The following is a 22274-nucleotide window of genomic DNA, read 5'->3' on the forward strand; positions in this document are numbered from 1 at the left end:
CGGGCTAGGCCGTATAGAATGAAGGCGGTGAAGAGGCTCCTTTCCCTTTTGCTCCTTTCGGCCCTGGCCTTGGGGAAGACCTACCTCATCCCCATCCAGGGCGAGATCGACCCCGCCCTGGCCGTCTTCGTGGAGCAGTCCCTGGCCCGGGCGGAGCGGGAGGGGGCAAGCGGCGTGGCCTTCCTCATCGACACCCCCGGGGGGCGGGTGGACGCGGCCATCCGCATCTCCGACCGCATCCTCCAGACTCCCCTGCCCACCCTGGCCGTGGTGCAAAACGCCTTCTCCGCCGGGGCCCTGATCGCCCTCTCCTGCCGCCAGATCGCCATGCTCCCGGGCTCGGAAATCGGGGCCGCCCTCCCCGTGGTGGCCCTGCCCCTGCAAAAGCCCGAGGCCGCGGACCAGAAGGTGATCTCCGCCCTCAAGGGGAAGTTCCGGGCCGTGGCCGAGGCCCGGGGGCGGCCCGTGGAGCTGGCCGAGGCCATGGTGGACCCGGGCATTGAGGTCCCGGGGCTTTCCGCCAAGGGGGAGCCCTTGACCCTCTCCGCCGACAAGGCGGTGGAGCTGAAGGTGGCAGACTTCAGGGCGGGAAGCCTGCCCGAGGCCCTGCGGCAGGCGGGCTTCGCCCCGGAGACCACCCGCCTCGAGCCCGGCCCCCGGGTCCAGGTGGCCCGCTTCCTCACGAGCTCCGCCGTGGCCGGGCTCCTCCTCGCCTTGGGGCTTCTCCTCCTCCTCCTGGAGCTCTTCACCCCGGGCTTCGGGGCCATGGGGGCCTTGGGCCTCCTCTTCCTGGCCCTCTACTTCGCCGGGGGGTGGCTAGCGGGCCTTTCCGGGGCCTTTGAACTCCTCCTCTTCTTCCTCGGGGTGGGGCTCCTATTGGCCGAGGCCTTCCTCTTCCCCGGCTTCGGCGTGGCCGGGGCCTTGGGGGTGGGGAGCATCCTGGCCTCGGTCTACTTCACCTTCGGGGAGAACGCCCTCATGGTGATCGCCATCGCCGTGATCGCCCTGGGCCTGGGCCTCCTCCTGGTCTTCCGCTACCTGCCGAGGACGAGGCCCGCCCGGGCCCTGGTGTTGGAAAGCGCCATCGAGGCCCACGCCACCCCGGAGGAGGTGGAGGTGGGCATGGTGGGCACCGCCCTCACGGACCTCAGGCCGGGAGGGGTGGCCCGCTTCGGCGCCAAGCGCGTGGACGTGGTAGCCAACCGGGGCTTCATTCCCAAGGGCACCGCCATCCGGGTGGTGGAGGTCCGGGGGCCCACGGTGGTGGTGGAACCTGTGGAGGCGTGAGATGGAAGGACTCGGCGTGCTCTTTCTGGCCTTTATCGTTCTCGTCCTGGTTTTCCTGTTCTTCAGCTTTATCCCGGTGGGGCTTTGGATCTCCGCCTGGGCAGCCGGGGTGAGGGTTCCCCTCCTCACCCTGGTGGCCATGCGCCTGAGGCGCGTCCCCCCGGCCAAGATCATCTACCCCCTCATCAAGGCCACCAAGGCGGGGCTGGACGTGAGGCTGGACCGCCTCGAGGCCCACTACCTGGCGGGGGGCAACGTGGACCGGGTGGTGGACGCCCTCATCGCCGCCGACAAGGCGGGGATCCGGCTTACCTTTGACCGGGCGGCGGCCATAGACCTGGCGGGCCGGGACGTCTTGGAGGCGGTGCGGGTTTCCGTGAACCCCAAGGTGATCCAGACCCCCATGGTGGCCGCCGTGGCCAAGGACGGGATCCAGCTTTTGGCCACCGCCCGGGTCACGGTGCGGGCCAACATTGACCGCCTGGTGGGCGGGGCGGGGGAGGAGACCATCATCGCCCGGGTGGGGGAGGGCATCGTCACCACCATCGGCAGCGCCAACTCCCACAAGGAGGTCCTGGAAAACCCCGACCGCATCTCCAAGACCGTGCTGGAAAAGGGCTTGGACGCGGGCACCGCCTTTGAGATCCTCTCCGTGGACATCGCCGACGTGGACGTGGGCAAGAACATCGGCGCCCAGCTCCAGATTGACCAGGCGGAGGCCGACAAGAAGATCGCCCAGGCCAAGGCCGAGGAGCGCAGGGCCATGGCCGTGGCCGCCGAGCAGGAGAACCGCGCCCTGGTGGAGGCCATGCGGGCCAAGCTGGTGGAAGCCCAGGCCCAGGTGCCCCTGGCCCTGGCCGAGGCCCTGCGGCAGGGGAACCTCGGGGTCATGGACTACTACCGCCTGAAGAACATAGAGGCGGATACCGACATGCGGGAGTCCATCAGCCGGGCGGCCAAGCCCGAAGGGGAAGAATGAGCCTGGACGACCTTTTGGGCCTCCTCTTCCTCCTCTTCTTCATCGTCATCCCCGCCCTGCAGGGGCTCCTGCGCCGGGGCCAGCCCCAAACGCCCCCGGGCTTCCCCGAGGACCTGCCCGTACCGGAGCCCCTCCCCAAGCCCAAACCCAAGGCCCGGCCCAAGCCCAGGCCCAAACCCCCCCCATCCTCCCTTCCCGCCCCCCCTATCCAACGGGAAGGGGAGAGCCTGGAACGGGCGCCAAGCCCCGAGCGGGCCCCCCTGGAGGTACGCTTCCGGGAGGAGGCCCAGGAGGAGGCAGCGAGGAAAAGGCCCCGCAAGCGCCTGGTGCGCGCCGACCGCGAGAGCATCCTTAAAGGGGTGATATGGCACGAGATCCTGAAGAAGCCCAAAGGCTGGTGATCCCGCTCCACCCCGAGGAAACCCTGGCCTTCCTGGGCCAGGCGGACCGCAACCTGAAGAAGCTCCGCGCCCTCCTGAAGGAGGCCTTCGGCGACCGGCTGAGGCTGGTGGTGCGGGGGGAGCAGGTGGAGCTATCCGGGGACCAGGAGGCGGTGGGGGTGGCGGAACGGGCCGTGCGCGACCTCCTCGCCCTCCTCCGCCAGGGGGCCGAGCTGGACGAGCCCACCCTGGAGCAGGCGGTGGCCCTGGCCCTGGAGGGGGAAGGCCTCTACCAGGCCACCATCCCGGAGACCGAGCTTGCGCTCCCCGGCCGCCTCCGCCCCAAGACCCCGGGGCAGAGGCGGTACGTGGAGGCCATCGCCAAGCACGACATCACCTTCGGGGTAGGGCCTGCGGGCACCGGCAAGACCTACCTGGCGGTGGCCATGGCGGTGAGCCACCTCCGGGCCAGGAAGGTGAAGCGCATCGTCCTCACCCGGCCAGCGGTGGAGGCGGGGGAGAAGTTGGGCTTCCTCCCGGGGGACATCCAGGCCAAGGTGGACCCCTACCTCCGGCCCCTCTACGACGCCCTCTTTGACATGATTGACGCCGAGCGTTTTGAGCAGTACCTGCAGTCGGGGATCATTGAGGTGGCGCCTTTGGCCTTCATGCGGGGCAGGGCCCAGCCGGTGGACACGCCGGTGCTCACCCCCGAAGGCTTCCGTCCCATCGGGAGCCTTAAGCCGGGGGACTGGGTGGTGGGCGCCTACGGCGTACCGGTGATGGTGGTGGCCGTCCACCCCCAAGGAGTCAAGCCCATCTACCGGGTCCGCTTTAAGGACGGCGTGGAAACCCGGGCCACGGCCGACCACCTTTGGGCCGTCCTCACCCCCTGGGACCGGAAGCGAAAGCGCCCTCCCCGCCTGGTTACCACCGAGGAGATGCGGGATAGCCTCCGCCTGCACCACCAGCACCGCTACGAGATCCCCCTACTCCAGGCCCCCGCGGAGTTTCCCCGGCGCCCCGTTCCCTTGGACCCCTACGCTTTGGGACTCCTCCTGGGGGATGGGTGCCTTACGGGCAGCGCCACGCCGAGCCTCTCCACCGGCGACCCCGAGCTGCAAGAAGCCCTCGCCGCCCGGCTCCAGGGGGTGAGGGTGGTCCCCAAGGGTAGCGTGGACCCCACCTTGACCCTGGGCCTCGAGGGAGGGGAAAACCGCAACCCGGTAAGCGCCGCCCTTCGGGCTCTAGGCCTCTGGGGAACACGCTCCCGCGAGCGCTTCGTGCCGGAAGCCTACCTTTGGAACGCATGGGACGTGCGACTGGCCGTCCTCCAAGGACTTTTGGACGCCGACGGCAGCGTTCACGCGCAGCCGGGACGGAAGGCGCGGGTCCAGTTCGCCACCTCCTCCCCCCGCCTGGCCCAGGACGTGGCCTTCCTAGTCCGCTCCTTGGGCGGCGTGGTGTACCACCGGGTGCGGCCGCAACGCCGCCTGCGCCCAGGCTTGGCCCGGGGCCGGACCGCACCCTGCCGGGCCGACAGCCACGTCTTGGAAATCCGCCTGCCCCCAGGCCTTTCCCCTTTCCGCTCGGCACGGAAGGCGGCGATCTACGCCCAAGCCGGGGGAATACGTCCCATGCGGTTCGTGGAGGCCATTGAGCCCACCGGGGAAGCGGAGGCGGTGTGCATCACGGTGGCCAGCCCCGACGGCCTCTACGTGACCGAGGACTTCATCCTTACCCACAACACCCTCAACGACGCCTTCATCATCCTGGACGAGGCCCAGAACACCACCCCGGAGCAGATGAAGATGTTCCTCACCCGCATGGGCTTCTCCTCCAAGGTGGTCATCACCGGGGACGTGACCCAGATTGACCTCCCCAAGCAGCAGAAGTCGGGCCTCGTGGAGGCCACCCGCATCCTCAAGGGCATTGAGGGCATCGCCTTTGTCTACTTCAAGGAGTCCGACGTGGTGCGCCACCCCCTGGTGGCCCGCATCATCAAGGCCTACGAGGAGGCCGAGCGTGGTGGAGATCGTGGCCAACAAAAGGCCCCCGAGGGGGCTTAGGCCGAGGCTCCGCCGGGCCCTCCAGGGGCTCATGGAGGAGCTCGGGGTGGGGGACAAGGCGGTCACGGTGATCCTCACCGGGGACCGCCGCCTCCGCGCCCTCAAGCGGGAGTGGTGGGGGGAGGATGCGGCCACCGACGTCCTCTCCTTCCCCCACTACGAACCCGGGGACCCCTTCGTGCCCCCGCACCTGGGGGACATCTGGATCAGCCTGGACACCGCCGGGAGGCAGGCCGAGGCCCGGGGGGCCTCCCTGGAGGAGGAGGTTGTGGTCCTGGCCGCCCACGGCCTCTGGCACCTTTTGGGCCACGATCACCAAAAGGAGGAGGATTGGGAGGGGTTCCGCCGCGTCCAAGAGAGGATCCTCGCCCTCTAAAGGGGGTTCTGCGCTCCTTCGCCTTCGCCTGGGAGGGGCTCCTCTACGCCTGGCGGGTCCAGCGGAACTTCCGCATAGAGGTTCTCCTGGGGGTTTTGGCGGTGGGGCTCGCCCTGTGGCTCGGGGTGGACCTGGCCCCCATCCTGCTCCTCACCGCCCTGGTCCTCTCCCTGGAGCTTATCAACACCGCCCTCGAGGCCCTCACCGACCTGGCAAGCCCCGTCTACCACCCCCTGGCCAAGCGGGCCAAGGACACCGCGGCGGCCGCGGTGCTCCTCGCCAGCCTCTTCGCCCTCCTCCTGGGCCTCCACCTCTTCCTCCCCCCCCTCCTGGCCCGCCTTGGGCTAAGCTAAGGCCATGGACTACGAAGAAAGGGAGTTGATCCTGGAGCTTTTTCCAGGCACCTCCCCTGATCTCCTCCCCATCGGGGAAATCCTTTACTTTCGCGATGAGGAAGGCCGGGTGGTGATCCTGGAGAAGGGGCCGCCTGAGCTTCGCCTGGTGCTGGAGCCCCTTCCCGGCACCACCTCCGCCCCCCAGGTGTGCGAGGCCTGCCGCCGCCACCTTTCGGGAAGCGCCTTGGGTTTCTTCCGGCATCCGGTGGGGGGAAGGGCGGACCACCTGCGCTACCTGGTGCTCTGCCTGGACACCGGCTCCTGCGCCAGCCACGCGGAACCCGAGCGTTTGAGGGAAATCCTCCTTCGGGGTATACTCACCTGAGAAGGAGGCCCTTGGGCCAAGGAGGTCGGCTTTGGCCGGCCTCCGCGACTTACGAGGTGAGCTATGGCGCGCGAGGTGAAGCTAACCAAGGCCGGCTACGAGCGGCTCATGAAGCAACTAGAGCAGGAGCGGGAGCGCCTGCAACAGGCCACCCAGATCCTGCAGGAGCTCATGGAGTCCTCCGACGACTACGACGACTCGGGGCTGGAGGCGGCCAAGCAGGAGAAGGCCCGCATCGAGGCCAGGATTGACAGCCTCGAGGACGTGCTCTCCCGGGCGGTGATCATAGAGGAGGCGACCTCGGAGGTCATCGGCCTGGGCTCGGTGGTGGAGCTGGAAGACCCCGTGACCGGGGAGCGCCTCTCGGTCCAGGTGGTCGCCCCCGCCGAGGCCAGCGTCCTGGAAACCCCCATGAAGATCTCCGACGCCTCCCCCATGGGCAAGGCCCTCCTGGGCCACCGGGTGGGGGACGTGCTGGCCCTGGACACGCCCCGGGGGAAGAAGGAGTTCCGGGTGGTGGCGGTCCGCGCATGAACGAGCAGACCCGGCAACGCCTGCTGAACCTGGAAGCCCTGGTGGAGGCGGGGTTTGCGCCTTACCCGTACCGCTACCCCAAGACCCACAGCGCCGCCCAGGTCCTGGCGGCCCGGGTGGGCGCTCCCCCGGAGACGGAGTGGCCCGAGGAGGTGGCCCTGGCCGGCCGCCTGGTGGCCCTCCGGCGCATGGGCAAGGTGACCTTCGCCCACCTCCTGGACGAGACCGGAAAGATCCAGCTCTACTTCCAAAAGGACCTCACCCCCCGCTACGAGCTTTTGAAGAAGCTGGACGTGGGGGACATCCTGGGGGTCAAGGGAACGCCTTTCACCACCAAGACGGGGGAGGTCACGGTCAAGGTCCTCTCCTGGACCCCCTTGGTGAAGAGCCTCCACCCCTTGCCCGACAAGTGGCACGGGATCCGGGACAAGGAGGTCCGCTACCGCCAGCGCTACCTGGACCTCATCGTCAACCCTGAGGTGCGGGAGATCTTCCGCAGGCGCACCGCCATGGTGCGCTACGTCCGCCGCTTCTTCGAGGAGAAGGGCTTTTTGGAGGTGGAAACCCCGATCCTCCAGCCCACCACGGGTGGGGCGGAGGCCAGGCCCTTCAAGACCTACCACAACGCCCTGGACCACGAGTTCTTCCTGCGCATCTCCCTGGAGCTTTACCTGAAGCGCCTCCTGGTGGGGGGGTTTGAGAAGGTCTTTGAGATCGGCCGCAACTTCCGCAACGAGGGGATAGACCACAACCACAACCCCGAGTTCACCATGCTGGAGGCCTACTGGGCCTACGCGGACTACGAGGACATGGCCTCCCTGGTGGAGGAGCTCCTTTCGGGCCTGGTTCTGCACCTCTTTGGCGGCCACCAGGTGCCCTACCAAGGGCGCCTCCTGGACTTCACCCCACCTTTTCGGCGCATCTCCTTCGTGGAGGCCCTGAAGGAGAAGGCGGGCCTCCCCTTTGATCCCCTGGACCTGGAGCGGCTCCGCCTCTGGGCCGACGCCCACCACCCCGAGCTCGCCCACGTGCCAAGCTACAAGCTTCTGGACAAGCTCTTCGGGATCTACGTGGAGCCCCACCTGCAAGACCCCACCTTCGTCTTCGACTTCCCCCTGGCCATCAGCCCCTTGGCCAAAAGGCACCGGGAAAAGCCGGGCCTCACGGAGCGCTGGGACCTCTACGCCGCCGGGATGGAGCTCGCCCCCGCCTACTCCGAACTCAACGACCCCCTGGACCAACGGGAGCGCTTCCTGGAGCAGGCGAGGCGGCGCAAAGAGGGGGACGAGGAGGCCCCCGAGCCCGACGAGGACTTCCTCCTGGCCCTGGAGTACGGCATGCCCCCGGCGGCGGGGCTTGGCCTCGGCCTGGACCGCCTGGCCATGATCCTCACGGACCAGCCTTCCCTAAGGGATGTCCTCCTCTTCCCCCTCCTCAAGCCCCGGCGGGAACCCGTGGAAGAAGGGGTGTAGGTGGCCGAGCGGGCGGCCCGCCTGAGCCTCTTGGTGGCCTTCCTGGTCCTGGGGCTCAAGGCCCTGGCCTACGGGCTCACGGGGTCCGTGGCCCTGCTCTCCGATGCCCTGGAGTCCACGGTGAACGTGGCCGGGGCCCTCATGGCCCTGCTCGCCATCCGCTTCGCCCAGCGCCCCCCGGACGAGACCCACCCCTTCGGCCACACCAAGGCGGAGTACTTCTCCGCGGTGCTGGAAGGGGTCCTGGTGGTGCTGGCCGCCCTCCTGATCGCCAAGGAGGCCGTCCCCCGCCTCCTCAGCCCCAAGCCCCTCTCGGACCTGGGCCCAGGGCTTCTGGTGAGCCTTCTGGCCTCCCTCCTCAACGCCCTCCTGGCCTTCCACCTCCTCCGCCAAGGGCGGCGCCTGCGCTCCCCCGCCCTCACCGCCGACGGCTACCACGTGCTCTCGGACGTGCTCACCTCGGTGGGGGTCCTCCTGGGGGTGGGCCTGGCCTGGGGTACGGGGCTTTGGGTGCTGGACCCCCTCCTCGCCCTCGTGGTGGCGGGGAACATCCTCTTCATGGGCTTCCGCGTGGTGCGCCACTCCGTGGGGGGGCTCATGGACGAGGGGCTTCCGCCTCATGAGGTAGCCCGGATCCAGGCCATCCTGGCCCGGGCGCTCCAGGGGCGGGCCCTCGAGGTCCACGACCTCAAGACCCGGAAGGCGGGCCCCCGGGCCTTCCTGGAGTTTCACCTGGTGGTGCCGGGCACCATGAGCGTGATGGAGGCCCACCGCCTCTGCGACGAGCTGGAGAAGCGGCTAATGGAGGAGTTCCCCGGCCTGGCCGTGACCATCCACGTGGAGCCGGAGAGCGAGCGCCAACGCTAAGACGCCCCCCGGCCTAACGCTCTTTTCCTCAGGCGCAAAAAAGCGTAGACTGTGGGGCAAAGGGAGGGCGCATGCGCAAGAAGCACGACTGGCTCAGAGAAACGTACCAGAAGAGCCTGGAGAAGATGCCCGAGAGGCCCGTGGCCCACCGTACCCTCTCTGACATCGCCCCCGAACCCCTTTACACCCCCGAGGACATCGGGGTCCTGGACCCGGAGTACGAGGAGAAGCGGGGCTTCCCGGGCGAGTACCCCTACACCCGGGGGGTCTACGGCTCCATGTACCGGTCCAAGCTCTGGACCATGCGGATGTTCGCGGGGTTCGGCACCGCAGAGCAGACCAACGAGCGCTTCAAGAAGCTCCTAAAGGCGGGCCAGACCGGCCTCTCCGTGGCCTTCGACCTCCCCACCCTCATGGGCTACGACTCCGACCACCCCCTGAGCAAGGGGGAGGTGGGGAAGTGCGGGGTGGCCGTCTCTAGCCTCGCCGACATGGAGGTCCTCTTCGAGGGCATCAACCTGGAGGAGGTCACCACCTCCATGACCATCAACAGCCCCGCCAACGCCATCTGGGCCATGTACCTGGCGGTGGCCAAGAAGAAGGGCTACGACTGGAAGAAGCTCGGGGGCACCATCCAAAACGACATCCTCAAGGAGTTCATCGCCCAAAAGGAGTTCATCTTCCCCCCGGAGCCCAGCGTGAAGCTGGTCATCGACACCTTCGAGTGGGGGCCCAAGAACGTGCCCAAGTGGAACTTCATCTCCGTCTCGGGCTACCACATCCGCGAGGCGGGCTCCACGGCGGTGCAGGAGCTGGCCTGGACCCTGGCGGACGGGTTTGCCTACGTGGAGGCCGCCCTGGAGCGGGGCCTGGACATCGACGAGTTCGCCCCCCGGATCAGCTTCTTCTTTGACGTCCACAACGACTTCTTTGAGGAGATCGCCAAGTTCCGCGCGGCCAGGCGCATCTGGGCCAAGGAGATGCGCCACCGCTACGGGGCCAAGAACCCGCAGAGCTGGATGCTCCGCACCCACGCCCAGACCGCCGGGGTTTCCCTCACCGCCCAGCAGCCCCTCAACAACATCGCCCGGGTGGCCATTCAGGCCCTGGCGGCGGTCCTCGGCGGCACCAACAGCCTCCACACCGACGCCTACGACGAGGCCCTGGCCCTGCCCACGGAGGAGTCCGCCACCATCGCGCTACGCACCCAGCAGATCATCGCCTACGAGAGCGGGGTCACCCACACCATAGACCCCCTGGCGGGGAGCTACTACGTGGAGTGGCTCACCGACGAGATGGAGCACCAGGCCATGGAGATCATCCAGGAGATCCGCCGCATGGGGGGCGTGGTGCGGGCCATTGAGGAAGGGTACTTCCTCCGGGAGCTGGCCGAGGCCAGCTACCGCTACCAGCAGGAGGTGGAGCGGAAGGAACGCATCATCGTGGGGGTGAACGCCTTCACCGACGAGGTTCCCTTGAAGGTGCCCATTCAGCTGGTGGACCCCGAGGTGGAGAGGGTCCAGGCGGAGCGCCTCGCCCGGGTGCGCCGGGAGCGGGACCCCAAGCGGGTGGAGGAGGCCCTAAAGGGCCTTAGGCGGGCCGCGGTGGAGGGCCAGAACACCATGCCCCACTTCGTGGAGTGCGCCCTGGCCTACTGCACCCTGGGGGAGATGATGGACGTCCTCCGGGAGGTCTACGGCACCTACCAGGAGCCGGCCTACGTCTAAGGAGCCCCACCACGCCCATGAACTGGGAAGAGCTTTCACGGGTGTTCACGGCGCCTTTTGTGAACCACCTGGGGGTTAGGCTCGTGGAAGCCGGAGAGGGGTGGTGCCTCACGGAAATGCCCGTGGGCCCGGTCCACCTGCAGCAGGACGGCTTCGTCCACGCCGGGGTGCAGGCCACCTTGGCCGACCACACCGCAGGGGCGGCGGCCACCACCCTGGTGGCCCTGGGGGAAGCCGTCCTCACCGTGGAGTTCAAGCTCAACCTGCTCCGGCCAGCCCAGGGGGAACGCCTTCGGTGCCGGGCCCAGGTGTTGCGGGGAGGGCGCACCCTTAGCGTGGTGGAGTCCGAGGTGCACACGGACCGCCTGGTGGCCAAGGCCACGGTGACCCTGGCCATCGTGAGGAGCGTGGAAAGGGAGGGGTAGAATGGCAGACGTGGACAGGCGGATACGGGTCCTCATCGCCAAGCCGGGCCTGGACGGACACGACCGAGGGGCCAAGGTGGTGGCCCGGGCCCTCAGGGACGCGGGGATGGAGGTCATCTACACGGGGCTAAGGCAGACCCCGGAGATGATCGTTTCCGCCGCCATCCAGGAGGACGTGGACGCCATAGGGCTTTCCATCCTCTCCGGGGCCCACATGCACTACTTCCGCGAGGTGAAGCGGCTTCTGGAGGCGCAAGGGGCCTCCGACATCCTCCTCTTCGGCGGGGGCATCATCCCCGACGAGGACGTGCCCAAGCTTAAGGAGCTCGGGGTGGCGGCGGTCTTCGGCCCGGGAACCAGCACCCAGGACATCGTGGACTTCCTGAAGAAGGCGGTGCCCGAACGGTGGCGGGCCCAGGGGCTTGTATGAAAGCCATCCAGCTCTATTACCCCCCGGAGTGGGCCCACTGCTACGGCTGCGGCTACCTGAACCCCATGGGCCTCCACCTGAAAACCTACTGGGACCGGGAGCGCCGGGAAAGCCGCACCGCCTTCACCCCAAGCCCGCACCACACGGCCATCCCCGGCTTCGTCTACGGAGGGCTTTTGGCCTCCTTGGTGGACTGCCACTCCACCGCCACCGCCGCCGCGGCCAAGGCGGAGGCGGAGGGGCTGGATTTGGAAACCACCCCTTTGCGCTTCGTCACGGCCAGCCTCAAGGTGGACTACCTGAAGCCCACGCCCCTGGGCCCGGAGCTGGTCCTGGTGGGGCGGGCGCGGGAGGTGGGGGGCAAGAAGGTGGTGGTGGACACCGAGCTCTACGCCGAGGGAGCCCTCACGGTCCGGGGGGAAGCCGTCCTGGTCCAGATCGCCGAGGGCTTCGGCCGGCCCTAACCCCCCTAACCTGAGCGGCCACGCCGGGCCAGCTTCCCGGCGCGTTTCCACTCCCCGCCTCACTCCTCCCCCAGAAACCCCGCAAACCTCCACCCTCCGCCCCCCCAGGCCAGGCGCCACCATCCCTCCCTAGGGGCCGGTGGCAGCCGCAGGGATGCGGGCAGGTCCTGCCACTGGCCCCGTTCCCAGCGGGCCACCACCAGGGCTTCCTCCGGGCTTCCCTTCAGGGCCTTCCACAACCGCCCCCCCACCCACCAGGAGCGCACCCCTTTTTCCGCCAGACCCACCCACCCGCCCGGCCCCTGGAAGTAGGCGAAGCCCCGGGGCTCCACCACCCGCACCCGGCCCTCCTCCACCCCCACCACCATGCCTGGGGCCAGGAAGGGCACCAGCTCCCCGGTCCCCTCGAGGCGCCGCCCCGCCACCCACAGGGCATTCCCCTCCACCCCCTCCAGCAGGCCGTAGACGGGGGCCTTGGCCTTCCCCTTCTCCCCCTCCCGGCCCTTCCGCTCCTCCTTCTCTTTCCCCTTCCCCTCGTCCTCGTCCGCCCAGGCCGCCCCCAGGAGGCCGAGGAGGGAGGCGAGAACCTTACGCCGCGTCCACATCCCGCCACCTCGGGAGCACCAGGGCCACCCTTAGGCCCGGGAGGGCGTTTTCCACCTCCACCCTCCCCCCAAGCCAGGCGGCCACCTGCCGCACCAGGGCCAGGCCGAGCCCCGTCCCCCCCGCAGGACCCGTCACGAAGGGCTCGCCCAGCCGGGCGAGAAGGCCGGGAGGGGCTCCGGGGCCGTGGTCCCGCACGGAGAGGCGCACCTCCTTCTCCCCCACCTCCAGGCCCACCTCCACGGGGGGCTTCCCGTGCCGCTCGGCGTTTTCCAAGAGGTTCGCCAACACCCGTTCCAGGAGGCCCTCATGGGCCAGGACCCAGGCGGGCCCCGCGGCGAGAAGGCGCACCTGCTCGGGAAGCCGGGCGCGGAGGAAGGCCCCTAGCTCCACGGGGGAGAGGTCGCTCCCCTCCAACCGGGCCAGCTCCAGAAGGCCGGAGAGGGTGGCCCGCATGCGGGCCAGGGCCCGCCCCATCTCCGGTAGGGCCTGGGCCGGGGAAAGGTGTTCCCCTTGCAAGGCCTCCACCTGGGCCTGGAGCACCGCCAAGGGGGTGCGGAGTTCGTGGGAGGCGTGGCGGGTGAAGGCCCGCTCCCGCTCCAAGGCCATCTGCACGGACCGCGCCATCCGGTTGAAGGCCCGCACCACCCGGGCCAGCTCCCCCTCGCCGGGCTCGGGGAGGGGCTTGGGGAAGCGCAGGCGGGAGAGGTGGTCCAGGGCCTGGCCCAAGGCCGCCAGGGGACGGGTGAGGCGGTCCGCCAGGAGAAGCCCCAGGAAGCCCGCCAGGCCCAGGAGGGGAAGGAGGGGAAGCAAGGCCGCCCGGAGGAAGGTGGCCAGGGCCCTGCGGTACTCCTCCACCCGGAGGCTCACCTCCAGGGTGTACCCCTGCCAGGCCGTCCGCTGGGTGCGCCAGGCCTCCCCTTCCCTGGGGGAAAACCCCCCTTCCAGCACGGCCTCCCCTCCCTCTAAGAGCCGGAAGCCAAACACGTAGTGCGTCCCGAAGATATCCCCCCGGGCCAGGCGGGGGCCCGAGGGGGTGAGCTCCAGGGCTCGCCGCACCCTCTCCGTCACCTCCACCAGGTCCCCCTGGATGTCCCGCTCCACCAGGTTGCGGAAGGACCAGTACCCCGCCAGGGCCTCGAGGGCCCCCACCAGGGAGGCCAGGAGGAGGAGGGCCAAGGCCAGCCGCCGGCGCAGGCTCACGGGGCCCCCAGACGGTACCCCCCGGGCACCCGCTCCACCACCCAGGGGGCGAGCTTCTGCCTAAGCCGTTGCACGTACACCCTCAAGACCGCCTCCGACTCCGCGTCGGGGAAGACCCGGGCCAGAAGCTCCTCCTTGGGGAAGGCCTTTTCCGGATGGAGGGCGAGAAGCTCCAGGAGGGCGAACTCCTTGGGGGAAAGCGCCACCTCCTGCCCCCGGAAGAACACCCTCCGGGCCGCGAAGTCCACTACCAAGGGACCCCGCTCCAAGGCCCGGCCCTTGAAGGAGGCCTCCCGCCGGAAGAGGGCCCGCACCCGGGCCAGGAGCTCCTCCAGGTGGAAGGGCTTGACCAGGTAGTCGTCCCCGCCCAGGTCCAGGCCGTGGATGCGGTCCTCCAGGGCATCCCGGGCGGTGAGGAAGAGGATGCCCCCCCGGTAGCCCGCGCCCCGCAACCCCTCGGCGAAGCGGAACCCGGCATCCTCCCCCTCGGGCAGCCTCACGTCCACCACCACCACCTCCGGCTCCCCCTCCTCCAGGAGCCGGTAGGCCTCGGCGAGGCTCCTGGCCCCCACGGCCTCGAGGCGCTCCCGGCGCAGGTAGGCCAGGATGGGCTCCAAAAGCCCCGGCTCGTCCTCCACCACCAGCACCCTCATGTCTCCCTAGTGTAGAGGCCTAAAGCGGCCATCAGGGCCAGGCCGGAGAGGGAAAGGGGGGCGAGGGGCGGCGGGGCCTTTTCCCCTTCCCCCTCTTTCCCAGCCCCCTTCTCCTCCCATCCCTCTTCCGCGTCCACCCAGCGGTAGACCGCGGGGGCTTCGGCCTCGAGGCCCCCCTCCAGGTGCTGAAGAAGCCCGAAAAGGCCCACAGGGGACAAAAGGGCGAGGGCCAGGGCAAAGGCCGGGCTCCACCTCCTTAGGACCAAACCAAAGCCCCCCAGAAGGGCCCCGGCGAAGGCGGCAAGGGGAGCCAGGAGCTGGACCCCCTCGGTGTGGCCCATGAGGAGGAGCTCCACCCCCGTGAGGAAAAGCCCTCCCAGGCCGAAGAGGCCCACCAGGTCGGGCAACCGCCTGCGCACCCACGCCTTCACCGCCCACCCCCTTCCCCCCAGACCTTCCCGTCCAGGCCGTGGCAGTAGGCGCAGAAGTTGTTGGGAAGCACCCGGTTGAAGGCCCCCTCGTCCTCCGGGTTGCGGATGAGGGCGAGCTGGGCCGCCTGGAAGGCCCGCACCTGGGCGAGCTCCTGGGGGGTTACGGACTGGGCGCCGCGGTGGCAAAGGGCGCACCGCCTGCTCCCCCTCTCGGCCACCTCCCCGTGGAAGGGGGTGAAGTCCCTTCCGTGGTCCCGGGGGGCATGGCACTGGGCACAGGTGGGATCCCCCGGCCGCCCCAGGGCGCTGAAGACCGGGACGTCCACCGGGGGGCGGCTTGCCGGGATGGCCGAGGCCCGCGTCCTGCCGTCGTGGCAGGTGGCGCAGAACCGCCCCAAAGAACGGGGCCCGTGGGGCTCCAGGGCCTTGCTTGGGGCCAGGCTCCGCCAGGTGCGGTTCTCGTCCAGGACCTCGTGGCAGGTCTGGCAGGTGGCCCCCTTGGCCCCTAGGGCGGCGAAGTGCCGCTCGTGGCTGAAGACCACCCGGCCGGCGTCCCTGGGGGCAAAGGCCCGCACCAGGTCCTGGGGGGGTTGCCACGCCGCCTTGGGCTTAAGGGCCCCCCTCTCCACCTCCAGGTACTGCCCCGGCACCGCCCTGAGCCCGGGGGGCAGGGGGGTCCCGTCGGAGAGCAGGAGCTGGCCCTTTTCCGCATTGTAGCGGACGAAGAGGTAGCGCTCCCCCCCCGAGGCCAGGGCCACGGCCAGGAGGAGGAGGAAGAACACCCCCCTCACGGGGCCACCCCCTGGCCTTGCACCCGCACCACCACCCGGTCCTGCACCCGCATGCCCATGAAGCTGGGGGCCTTCAGGCCGAAGTCGCCGAGGCGCACCTCTAGCTCTCCCGTGAAAGCCAGCCGCTGGCCTTCCAGCCGGTAGCTGACCGGCACGCTCACCGCGCGGCGCACCCCGTGAAGCTCCAGTTCCCCCAGGACCAGGCCCTTGGCGGCATCGTAACCCCTCAGCGTCAAACAGGCCTCGGGAAACCGCTCCACCTGGAACATCTCCCGGGTGTGCCGGTCCCGCAAGGGCTCCTTGGAGTCCCAGGCGGCCAGGTCCAGGCACACCCGGCCCTCGAGGCGGCCCAGGGAGGGGTCGAAGTCCACCCGGCCCCTCAGGGTGGGGTTGGTGCCCCCGAAGGCCCCCAGGGGGGCCCGGGCCTCGTACCGGACCTCCCCCGACACCTGGTACCCCGCGCCCCAGGCCAAGCCCAGGGCCACCGCCACGGCAAGGGTTCGCGCACGCACCGCCATCACCTCCCGCCCCCAGGCTGCCCTGCCCCCGTAAACGCCCCGTAAGAAGCCCAGGCGGCTAGGGGCCCGGCTTGCCCCTCGCTCCCCACGCCTCCAGAAAGCGCTCCAGGAGGAAGAGGAAAAGGGCCAGCCCCAAGAGGTAAGGCCGCAGGGGAAGGGGGCGGGGGGCCACGGCGGGGAGCTCGCCCGGGGCAAGGAGCCTCCCCCCGCTCGCCCCCGCCAGGGCCTCCAGGACCGCCCTCCCGTCCCGCGGCGTCCACTCCCCGGGAAGGGGGGGCTTTAAGGGGATGCGGCGCCTCCCGTCCAGGAGCACCCCCTCCTCCTCCAGGAAGACCTCGTGCCGCAGGGGGCCCGTGGGCACCGGCAGGATCTCCTTGCCCCCGGAAAGGACCCGGGGGCCTTCCAGCCTCCCCAGGACCACCGCCCGCACCCCTTCGCCCTCGGGGTAGGCGTGGAGGGCCAGGCCCTGCCGGGCCCCCGCGAGGTAGCGGGCAAGCCCCCCGAGAAAGGGGGCCGCCCCCTCCCAGGCCCGCCAGGAGCGGGAGAGGTCCGTGGCCAAGGCCGCCACCCTCCCCTCCCCCCGCTCCCCCACCGCCAGGACCACCCTCTCCCCGCTCTCTAAGAGCACCTCCGCCCAGGGCTCGGCCTGGGCCGGGAGGAGGACGGCGAGGGGAGGAAAGGCGAAGCCCTCGGTGAGGGGGTGGGCCACCGCCCGCACGGGGAAACGCCCCTCCAGGGCCTCCCCCTGGAAGACCGCCTGTCCCTCCCTGAGGAAGAGGCGGGGAAGCTCCCCGGGGGTTGCCGCCTGGTAGAAGCGCCCCCCGCCCCTCTGGGCCAGGGCCTCCAGGAAGGCCCGGTCCGCGTCCGGGCCCAGGGCCACGGCGCTCACCTCCAGGCCCGAGGCCCCCGCCAGGGCGAGGAGGGGCTCCTGGGGGTCGGCGATGAGCCCGTCCGTGAGGACCAGGACGCCCTTCCGCTCCACGGGCACCCCCTCAAGGAGGCGCACCGCCTCGCGGAAGGCGCCGGAAAGCACCGTCCCACCCCCTGCCCGCACGGAGAGGAGGAGGCTTTCCGCCTCCTTCTTGGCCTGCGCCGTCATAGGCCTGGGGGGGAAGAGCACCCGGTGGGCGGAGGAGAAGAGGACCACCCCCAGGTAGTCCTCGGGGGCGGCGGAACGGACCAGTTCCAGGGCCCCCGCCACCGCCATGGCCAGCTTCTCCCCCTCCATGCTCCCGGACACGTCCAAGAGCAGGACCAAGGCCGCTCCCTTCCGGCCCAAGGGCTTCAGGGGAAGGTCCTCCGGCAAGACCCGGTCCCATCCCCCGAAGAAGAGGCCCTTGGGGGTGGCGGTGAAGAGGAGGCCCCCTCCTTGGCGGAGGAAGCCCCTCAGGGCCTCGGGTGCCCCCTCGGGGAGGTCCAAAACCCCCACCCCCACCACCACCAGGTCGGCCTCCAGGGGAAGCCGGAAGGGGCCCTCCCCCACCTGGAACCCCTGGGCCTCCAGGTAGCGGGCCAGGGCCGGGTCCCCGAAGACCAGGGCCCTCACCCGGTCGGCGGGGAAAAGCCGCACCCCGGCCTCGCTCCGGCCCCAAGGCCCCTCGGCCACCGCCCGCACCTCCGCCTCCCCGGTGAGGGGAAAGGTATAGGTGAGGCCCTTCCTCCCGGCCACCCGCAGGGACCGCTCCAGGGTGCCCCCAGGCCCTTCCACCCTCAGGCGGGCCTCCGTGGGGGTGGGGGCCTCGAGGACCACCCCCACCCCCACGGTCTCGCCGAAGAGGGGGTAAGGCGGGGGCACCAGGCGCACCTCCACGTGGGCCCTCGGGGGCACGTACACCGCGTCCAGGGGAAAAGGGGGAGGGTGGGGAAGGAAGAGGCCGTCGGAAACCAGGACCACCCGGCTGGGCTTCAGCCTGGCCGCCTCGGCGAAGGCCGCCCGCAGGTCCGTGCCCTCCCCCAGGTCCAGCCTCCGCGCCGAGGGGGAGGGCACCCGCACCGCCCGCTCGGCGAAGGCCACGTAAAGGGCCCCCGGGGGAAGTTTCTCCGCCAGGGCGAAGACCCCCTCCCGCGCCGAGGGGGAGAAGTCCAGGAGGTAGACCACCCGGCCCGGCAAGGACCCCTTGGGATCCAAAAAGGCCAGGACCAAGAGGAGGAGCACCGCTCCCCGCAGGAGGCGGAGCATGGCCCCATGCTACCCGGGCCTCCGGCCCCGGCGGGGGCGCTCACGCCCTTTTGCCGGGGCCCCCAGGCCGGCGCAAGCCGGCTGGGGTAGGGTCAGTCCATCCAGTGGCCCAGCTTCTCCTTCTTGGCCTGGAGGTAGCGCTCGTTATGGGGGTTGTCCCCGGCCCTAAGGGGGACACGCTCCACGATCTCTATGCCAAAGCCGGAAAGGGCCTTCACCTTCCGGGGGTTGTTGGTGAGAAGGCGCATCTTCCGCACCCCCAGGTCGTAGAGGATCTGGGCCCCCACCCCGTAGTCCCGGAGGTCCGGGGGAAAGCCCAGGGCCAGGTTGGCCTCCACCGTGTCCAGGCCCTGGTCCTGCAGGTGGTAGGCGCGGATCTTGTTGATGAGGCCAATCCCCCGCCCCTCCTGCCTCAGGTAGACCAAGACCCCCTTCCCCTCCTGGGCGATCTTTTGCAGGGCCAGGTCCCGCTGGAAGCCGCAGTCGCACCGCAAGGAGTGGAGGGCGTCCCCGGTGAGGCACTCGGAGTGCATGCGCACCAAGACGGGCTCCTCGGGGTCCCAGCTCCCCATGACCAAGGCGGCGTGCTCCTCCCCCGTGAGGGCATCCCGAAAGCCCAGGATGCGGAACTCCCCGTACCGGGTGGGGAGAAGGGCCTCCGCCTCCCGCCTGACGTAGAGGTCCCCCTTCTCCAGGCGGTAGCGGATGAGGTCGGCGATGGTGCCCACCTTGAGGCCGTGCCTTGCCGCGAAGGCCAGGAGGTCCGGGAGGCGGGCCATGGTGCCGTCCTCCTTGAGGATCTCAATGAGGCTTCCCACCGGGGTGAGGCCCGCCAGGCGCAAGAGGTCCACGGTGGCCTCGGTGTGCCCCGCCCGCCGCAAGACCCCCCCGGGCCGGGCCACCAGGGGGAAGACGTGCCCGGGGCGGCGGAAGTCGCCTGGGCCCGCCTCGGGGTCGGCGAGAAGCCTTATGGTGGCCGCCCGCTCAAAGGCGGAGATCCCCGTGGTGGTGCCCTTGGCGTCCACGCTCACCGTGAAGCGGGTGCCCTGGGGGTCCTGGTTCCTCTCCACCATGAGGGGGAGGTCCAAGGCCTGGGCCCGCTCCTCGGGCAGGGCCACGCAGAGGAGGCCCCGGCACTCCCGGAGCATGAAGTTCACCCACTCCGGGGTCACGTGCTCCGCGGCCATGATGAGGTCCCCCTCGTTCTCCCGGTCCTCGTCGTCCACCAGGATCACGGGGCGCCCCGCCCTAAGCTCCTCCAGAAGTTCCTTGACGCTGGCAAGCCCCTCCATTCACTCCCCCTTGAGAAGCCGCTCCAGGTAGCGGGCGATCAGGTCCACCTCCAGGTTCACCCCGTCCCCGGGGCGCAGGTTCCCCAGGTTGGTGACCCTCAGGGTATGGGGGATGAGGGTGACGAAGAAGACCTCCCCCCTTAGCCCCGCCACCGTGAGGGAGACCCCGTTCAAGGCCACGCTCCCCTTCTCGGCGATGTAGCGGGCGTAGCCTGGGGGCGGACGGAAGAAGTAGTTCCTGGCCCCCGGGGCCTCCTCCACGGCCACAAGCTCCGCCACCCCGTCCACGTGCCCGGTGACGAAGTGCCCCCCCAGGCGGTCCCCCACCCTCAGGGCCCTTTCCAGGTTGGCCCGGTGCCCCACCCGCCAGGTGGGGGCGGTGCGGGCCAGGGTCTCCCGGGCCAGCTCCACCCAAAACCCCTGCCCATCCACCGCCACCGCGGTGAGGCAGGCCCCGTCCACGGCCACCGAGTCCCCCACCTCGAGGTCCGCCAGCACCTCCTTGGCGGCGATGCGGACGCGCAAGAAAGGACCCTCCTCCACCTTCACGATCTCGCCGGTTTCCTCCACGATTCCCGTGAACACCCTAGCCCTCCAAATAGCCTTCCAGCCAAAGGTCCTCGTCCAACCACTCCCTCCGCTCCAGGCGGAGGCGGAGGGCCTCCGCCATGCGCTCCACCGCGAAGCCCTCCAAGAGCCCGCGCCCCTCCCCCGCAAGCTTTGGGGCCAGGAAGAGGGCCACCTTGTCCACCAACCCCCGGGCCAGGAAGGCCCCGGCAAGCCTCGGCCCCCCTTCCAGGAGCACGCCGTCCAGGCCCTCCTCCCAGAGGAAGCCCAGGGCCGCCTCCAGGCTCACCCTCCCCCCTTCCCGGGGAAGCTCCACCACCCTGGCCCCCGCCCGCTCCAAGGCGGCAAGCCGCCCCTTGGGCGCCCCCTCCCCCGCCAAGAGGTAGACCCGGGCGGGCTCCCCCCGGGGGCCGGGCCGGAAGAGCCGGGCCGTGGGGGGGGTGCGGGCCTCCGTGTCCAGGACCACCTTCACCGGGTCCCTCAGGGGCGGGGGCTCCAGCATGAGGGGGAAGGGGCGGAAGTCGGGGTCCCGCACCGTGAGGGCGGGGTCGTCCTGAAGGACGGTGCCCACCCCCACCACCACCGCGGGAAGCCACTGGCGGTAAGCGTGGGCCAGGCGGCGGCTCGCCGCCGAGGAGACCCAGCGGGCATCCCCCGAGGCGGCCGCCACCTTGCCGTCCAGGGTGAGGGCGGCCTTGAGGAGGACGAAGGGGAGGCCCTTCCGCAAGGCGGTGAAGAAGGCCTCGTTCTGCTCCCGGGCCTCCTTCTCCAAAAGCCCCGCCTCCACCGCCACCCCCGCCGCCTTAAGCCGCTCCAGCCCGCCCTGGGCCACGGGGTTTGGGTCCCGGGCCGCCACCACCACCCGGGCCACCCCCGCCTCTAGGAGGGCCAGGGAGCAGGGAGGGGTGCGGCCATGGTGGTCGCAGGGCTCGAGGGTCACGTAGGCGGTGGCCCCCCGGGCCTCCTCCCCGGCCGCCCTCAGGGCCAAAACCTCCGCGTGGGGCTCCCCTGCCCTGGGGTGGTACCCCTCCCCCAGGACGCGGCCCCCCTTGACCAATACCGCCCCTACCAAGGGGTTGGGGCTGGTGTGGCCCCGGGCCCTTTCCGCCAGTTGCAAGGCTCGGCGAAGAAAGCGTTCGTCTAAGGCTCGCAAACGGCCCCCCTTCTCCCATCCGGACTTTCACCGTCGGCCCCGGAGTTCCACCGGGTCGGGCCCCAAAGGGGCTTCGCGGGCTTTCACCGCCGGTGGGGACTTCCACCCCGCCCCGAAGGAGGTGCCCAAGGCACCAAGTCCACTTTACCAGGTCCCGGGGGGAGGAATGTCCGGGCGCGCCAAAAGGAAAGGCGCCCCAGGGGGCGCCCGCTTCTGGTGGAGGTGGGGGGAGTTGAACCCCCGTCCGAGAGTCCCTACGGCGGCCTTCTACGCGCGTAGTCCGCGTTTTCGGTGTCCCCCTGGCTTGGCCCGCGGACGGGCGGCCAGGGGCGAGCCCCGTTACGCTTCGCTGCGGACCACGGGGCGTCGCCCACAGCTAGCCGGGTTTAGTGTCCCCGCGCCGACGAGCCCCCGGCAGGGCTTCCGGGCGAGGTCGCGGTCATTAAGCCGCGAGGGCGTAAGCAGGCTTGTTGGCCTTTGTGGGTTTGCGGGTTTTTCCGGGGCCACCCGCACCCCGGCGCGCCAGCCTGCCCTCGGCGACCCCCGTCGAGACCGTTCACCCCCATGGATATGGATCGGGCCGGGATGGGACCGGCAACCTTGAGTGTACTAGGCTAAAGGGGTTGTAGTCAAGGGGGCCTTGGGTGTAGACTAGGGCCAGTGCTCCCAAGGGAGGGGGGTGGGTGTAAGCCCACCCTTCCTTTGTGAAGGGAGGCGAGGAGGTGCCCGTGGAGCTTTGGCGGCTGGTGGAGGAAGCGGTGGGGCCTTTGGACCTCGAGGTCCTGGAGGTCAAGGAAGGCCCCGGGGAGGTCTTGGTGCGGCTGGAACGCAAGGACGAAAGGCCCATCACCGTGGCCGACCTGGAGCGGGCCAGCCGGGCCATTGAGGCCGTCTTGGACCGGGAAGACCCCATTCCGGGAAGCTACCGCCTCCTGGTGGAGTCCCCCGGTCCCAAGCGCCCCCTCTTCACCCGCCGCCACTTTGAGCGCTTCCAAGGCCTTCTGGCCAAGGTGCCGGGACCCGGGGGGTTCGTGGGGCGCATCCTCCGGGTGGAAGGGGACGAGGTGGTGTTCCAGGTGGGCCCGGAGGAGAGGCGCCTGGCCCTGGGCACCTTCCGCGCCAACCTCGCCGAATGGCCCGAGGAGCCCAGGTAG

Annotated in this window: 24 protein-coding genes, 1 other RNA gene, 3 pseudogenes and 1 riboswitch; of the genes and pseudogenes, 17 read left to right on the forward strand and 11 right to left on the reverse strand. The window is 70.2% G+C overall.

Annotation, left to right across the window (positions count from 1 at the left end; genetic code table 11):
* Nucleotides 1–18: 18 nt before the first annotated feature.
* From ACYQ0J_RS05950 to ACYQ0J_RS06025, 16 genes and pseudogenes are all read left to right on the forward strand, one after another.
* Nucleotides 19–1287 (forward strand): NfeD family protein, encoded by a 1269-nt coding sequence (locus ACYQ0J_RS05950; RefSeq protein ID WP_460171258.1) that lies wholly within the window; start codon nt 19–21, stop codon nt 1285–1287.
* A 1-nt stretch (nt 1288) separates the two neighbouring features.
* Complete coding sequence (floA, locus tag ACYQ0J_RS05955; protein ID WP_460171259.1) at nt 1289–2266, forward strand: flotillin-like protein FloA; 978 nt, start codon at nt 1289–1291, stop codon at nt 2264–2266.
* Nucleotides 2263–2667 carry a hypothetical protein gene (locus ACYQ0J_RS05960; protein WP_460171260.1) on the forward strand — a complete coding sequence of 135 codons (405 nt, stop codon included), beginning with the start codon at nt 2263–2265 and terminating at the stop codon, nt 2665–2667. Before floA ends, ACYQ0J_RS05960 begins: the two co-directional genes overlap by 4 nt.
* Nucleotides 2631–3326: pseudogene (locus ACYQ0J_RS05965) on the forward strand (PhoH family protein); the annotation flags it as partial. The gene ACYQ0J_RS05960 and the pseudogene ACYQ0J_RS05965, both read left to right, overlap by 37 nt.
* 261 nt (nt 3327–3587) lie before the next feature.
* Nucleotides 3588–4115: pseudogene (locus ACYQ0J_RS05970) on the forward strand (LAGLIDADG family homing endonuclease); the annotation flags it as partial.
* A 279-nt stretch (nt 4116–4394) separates the two neighbouring features.
* Nucleotides 4395–4715, forward strand: a pseudogene (locus tag ACYQ0J_RS05975) (PhoH family protein); the annotation flags it as partial.
* Nucleotides 4672–5091, forward strand: coding sequence for an rRNA maturation RNase YbeY (gene ybeY / locus ACYQ0J_RS05980; protein ID WP_460171261.1), 420 nt, complete (start codon nt 4672–4674; stop codon nt 5089–5091). The pseudogene ACYQ0J_RS05975 and the gene ybeY, both read left to right, overlap by 44 nt.
* On the forward strand, nt 5046–5444 hold the full coding sequence (locus ACYQ0J_RS05985; RefSeq protein WP_460171262.1) for a diacylglycerol kinase family protein: 399 nt from the start codon (nt 5046–5048) through the stop codon (nt 5442–5444). Before ybeY ends, ACYQ0J_RS05985 begins: the two co-directional genes overlap by 46 nt.
* A 4-nt stretch (nt 5445–5448) precedes the next feature.
* Complete coding sequence (locus ACYQ0J_RS05990; protein ID WP_460171263.1) at nt 5449–5811, forward strand: hypothetical protein; 363 nt, start codon at nt 5449–5451, stop codon at nt 5809–5811.
* A 63-nt stretch (nt 5812–5874) separates the two neighbouring features.
* The gene (locus ACYQ0J_RS05995; protein WP_460171264.1) at nt 5875–6345 is read left to right on the forward strand and encodes a GreA/GreB family elongation factor; all 471 of its coding nucleotides are present in this window, start codon (nt 5875–5877) and stop codon (nt 6343–6345) included.
* Nucleotides 6342–7817 carry a lysine--tRNA ligase gene (lysS, locus tag ACYQ0J_RS06000; protein ID WP_460171265.1) on the forward strand — a complete coding sequence of 492 codons (1476 nt, stop codon included), beginning with the start codon at nt 6342–6344 and terminating at the stop codon, nt 7815–7817. The genes ACYQ0J_RS05995 and lysS overlap by 4 nt, the downstream gene beginning before the upstream one ends.
* A complete protein-coding gene (locus tag ACYQ0J_RS06005; RefSeq protein WP_460171266.1) occupies nt 7818–8684 on the forward strand; it encodes a cation diffusion facilitator family transporter in 867 nt (288 codons plus the stop codon).
* Nucleotides 8685–8755: 71 nt separating this feature from the next.
* Entirely contained in the window at nt 8756–10411 is a 1656-nt protein-coding gene (locus ACYQ0J_RS06010; RefSeq protein ID WP_460171267.1) for an acyl-CoA mutase large subunit family protein, read from the forward strand.
* A 17-nt stretch (nt 10412–10428) separates the two neighbouring features.
* The gene (locus ACYQ0J_RS06015; protein WP_460171268.1) at nt 10429–10836 is read left to right on the forward strand and encodes a PaaI family thioesterase; all 408 of its coding nucleotides are present in this window, start codon (nt 10429–10431) and stop codon (nt 10834–10836) included.
* 1 nt (nt 10837) lies between these two features.
* A complete protein-coding gene (locus ACYQ0J_RS06020) occupies nt 10838–11266 on the forward strand; it encodes a cobalamin B12-binding domain-containing protein (RefSeq protein WP_460171269.1) in 429 nt (142 codons plus the stop codon).
* Entirely contained in the window at nt 11263–11730 is a 468-nt protein-coding gene (locus ACYQ0J_RS06025) for a PaaI family thioesterase (protein ID WP_460171270.1), read from the forward strand. Before ACYQ0J_RS06020 ends, ACYQ0J_RS06025 begins: the two co-directional genes overlap by 4 nt.
* Before the next feature lie 59 nt (nt 11731–11789).
* Here ACYQ0J_RS06025 and ACYQ0J_RS06030 read toward each other — a convergent pair whose 3' ends face one another.
* The 11 genes from ACYQ0J_RS06030 to ssrA all read right to left on the reverse strand — a co-directional run bounded on the left by ACYQ0J_RS06030 (nt 11790) and on the right by ssrA (nt 21684).
* Nucleotides 11790–12335 (reverse strand): hypothetical protein, encoded by a 546-nt coding sequence (locus ACYQ0J_RS06030; protein WP_460171271.1) that lies wholly within the window; start codon nt 12333–12335, stop codon nt 11790–11792.
* Nucleotides 12319–13536 (reverse strand): HAMP domain-containing sensor histidine kinase, encoded by a 1218-nt coding sequence (locus tag ACYQ0J_RS06035; protein WP_460171272.1) that lies wholly within the window; start codon nt 13534–13536, stop codon nt 12319–12321. Before ACYQ0J_RS06035 ends, ACYQ0J_RS06030 begins: the two co-directional genes overlap by 17 nt.
* Entirely contained in the window at nt 13533–14189 is a 657-nt protein-coding gene (locus ACYQ0J_RS06040; RefSeq protein WP_460171273.1) for a response regulator transcription factor, read from the reverse strand. The genes ACYQ0J_RS06035 and ACYQ0J_RS06040 overlap by 4 nt, the downstream gene beginning before the upstream one ends.
* Complete coding sequence (locus tag ACYQ0J_RS06045) at nt 14186–14620, reverse strand: hypothetical protein (RefSeq protein WP_460171274.1); 435 nt, start codon at nt 14618–14620, stop codon at nt 14186–14188. The genes ACYQ0J_RS06040 and ACYQ0J_RS06045 overlap by 4 nt, the downstream gene beginning before the upstream one ends.
* Nucleotides 14617–15411 carry a cytochrome c3 family protein gene (locus ACYQ0J_RS06050; protein WP_460171275.1) on the reverse strand — a complete coding sequence of 265 codons (795 nt, stop codon included), beginning with the start codon at nt 15409–15411 and terminating at the stop codon, nt 14617–14619. Before ACYQ0J_RS06050 ends, ACYQ0J_RS06045 begins: the two co-directional genes overlap by 4 nt.
* On the reverse strand, nt 15408–15929 hold the full coding sequence (locus ACYQ0J_RS06055) for a YceI family protein (protein ID WP_460171497.1): 522 nt from the start codon (nt 15927–15929) through the stop codon (nt 15408–15410). Before ACYQ0J_RS06055 ends, ACYQ0J_RS06050 begins: the two co-directional genes overlap by 4 nt.
* A gap of 58 nt (nt 15930–15987) precedes the next feature.
* Complete coding sequence (locus tag ACYQ0J_RS06060) at nt 15988–18108, reverse strand: VWA domain-containing protein (protein ID WP_460171276.1); 2121 nt, start codon at nt 18106–18108, stop codon at nt 15988–15990.
* 92 nt (nt 18109–18200) lie between these two features.
* On the reverse strand, nt 18201–19400 hold the full coding sequence (locus ACYQ0J_RS06065; RefSeq protein WP_460171277.1) for a bifunctional 3,4-dihydroxy-2-butanone-4-phosphate synthase/GTP cyclohydrolase II: 1200 nt from the start codon (nt 19398–19400) through the stop codon (nt 18201–18203).
* Nucleotides 19401–19985: a riboflavin synthase gene (locus ACYQ0J_RS06070; RefSeq protein WP_460171278.1), complete on the reverse strand. Its 585-nt coding sequence runs from the start codon at nt 19983–19985 to the stop codon at nt 19401–19403.
* A gap of 1 nt (nt 19986) precedes the next feature.
* Nucleotides 19987–21120: a bifunctional diaminohydroxyphosphoribosylaminopyrimidine deaminase/5-amino-6-(5-phosphoribosylamino)uracil reductase RibD gene (ribD, locus tag ACYQ0J_RS06075; RefSeq protein ID WP_460171279.1), complete on the reverse strand. Its 1134-nt coding sequence runs from the start codon at nt 21118–21120 to the stop codon at nt 19987–19989.
* Nucleotides 21121–21123: 3 nt separating this feature from the next.
* A riboswitch (FMN riboswitch) is annotated at nt 21124–21244 on the reverse strand.
* Between the two features lie 90 nt (nt 21245–21334).
* Nucleotides 21335–21684: a transfer-messenger RNA gene (gene ssrA / locus ACYQ0J_RS06080) on the reverse strand.
* A 164-nt stretch (nt 21685–21848) separates the two neighbouring features.
* Here ssrA and rimP point away from each other — a divergent pair.
* On the forward strand, nt 21849–22274 hold the full coding sequence (gene rimP / locus ACYQ0J_RS06085; RefSeq protein ID WP_460171498.1) for a ribosome maturation factor RimP: 426 nt from the start codon (nt 21849–21851) through the stop codon (nt 22272–22274).

The organism is Thermus sp. FJN-A (genome assembly GCF_054655095.1).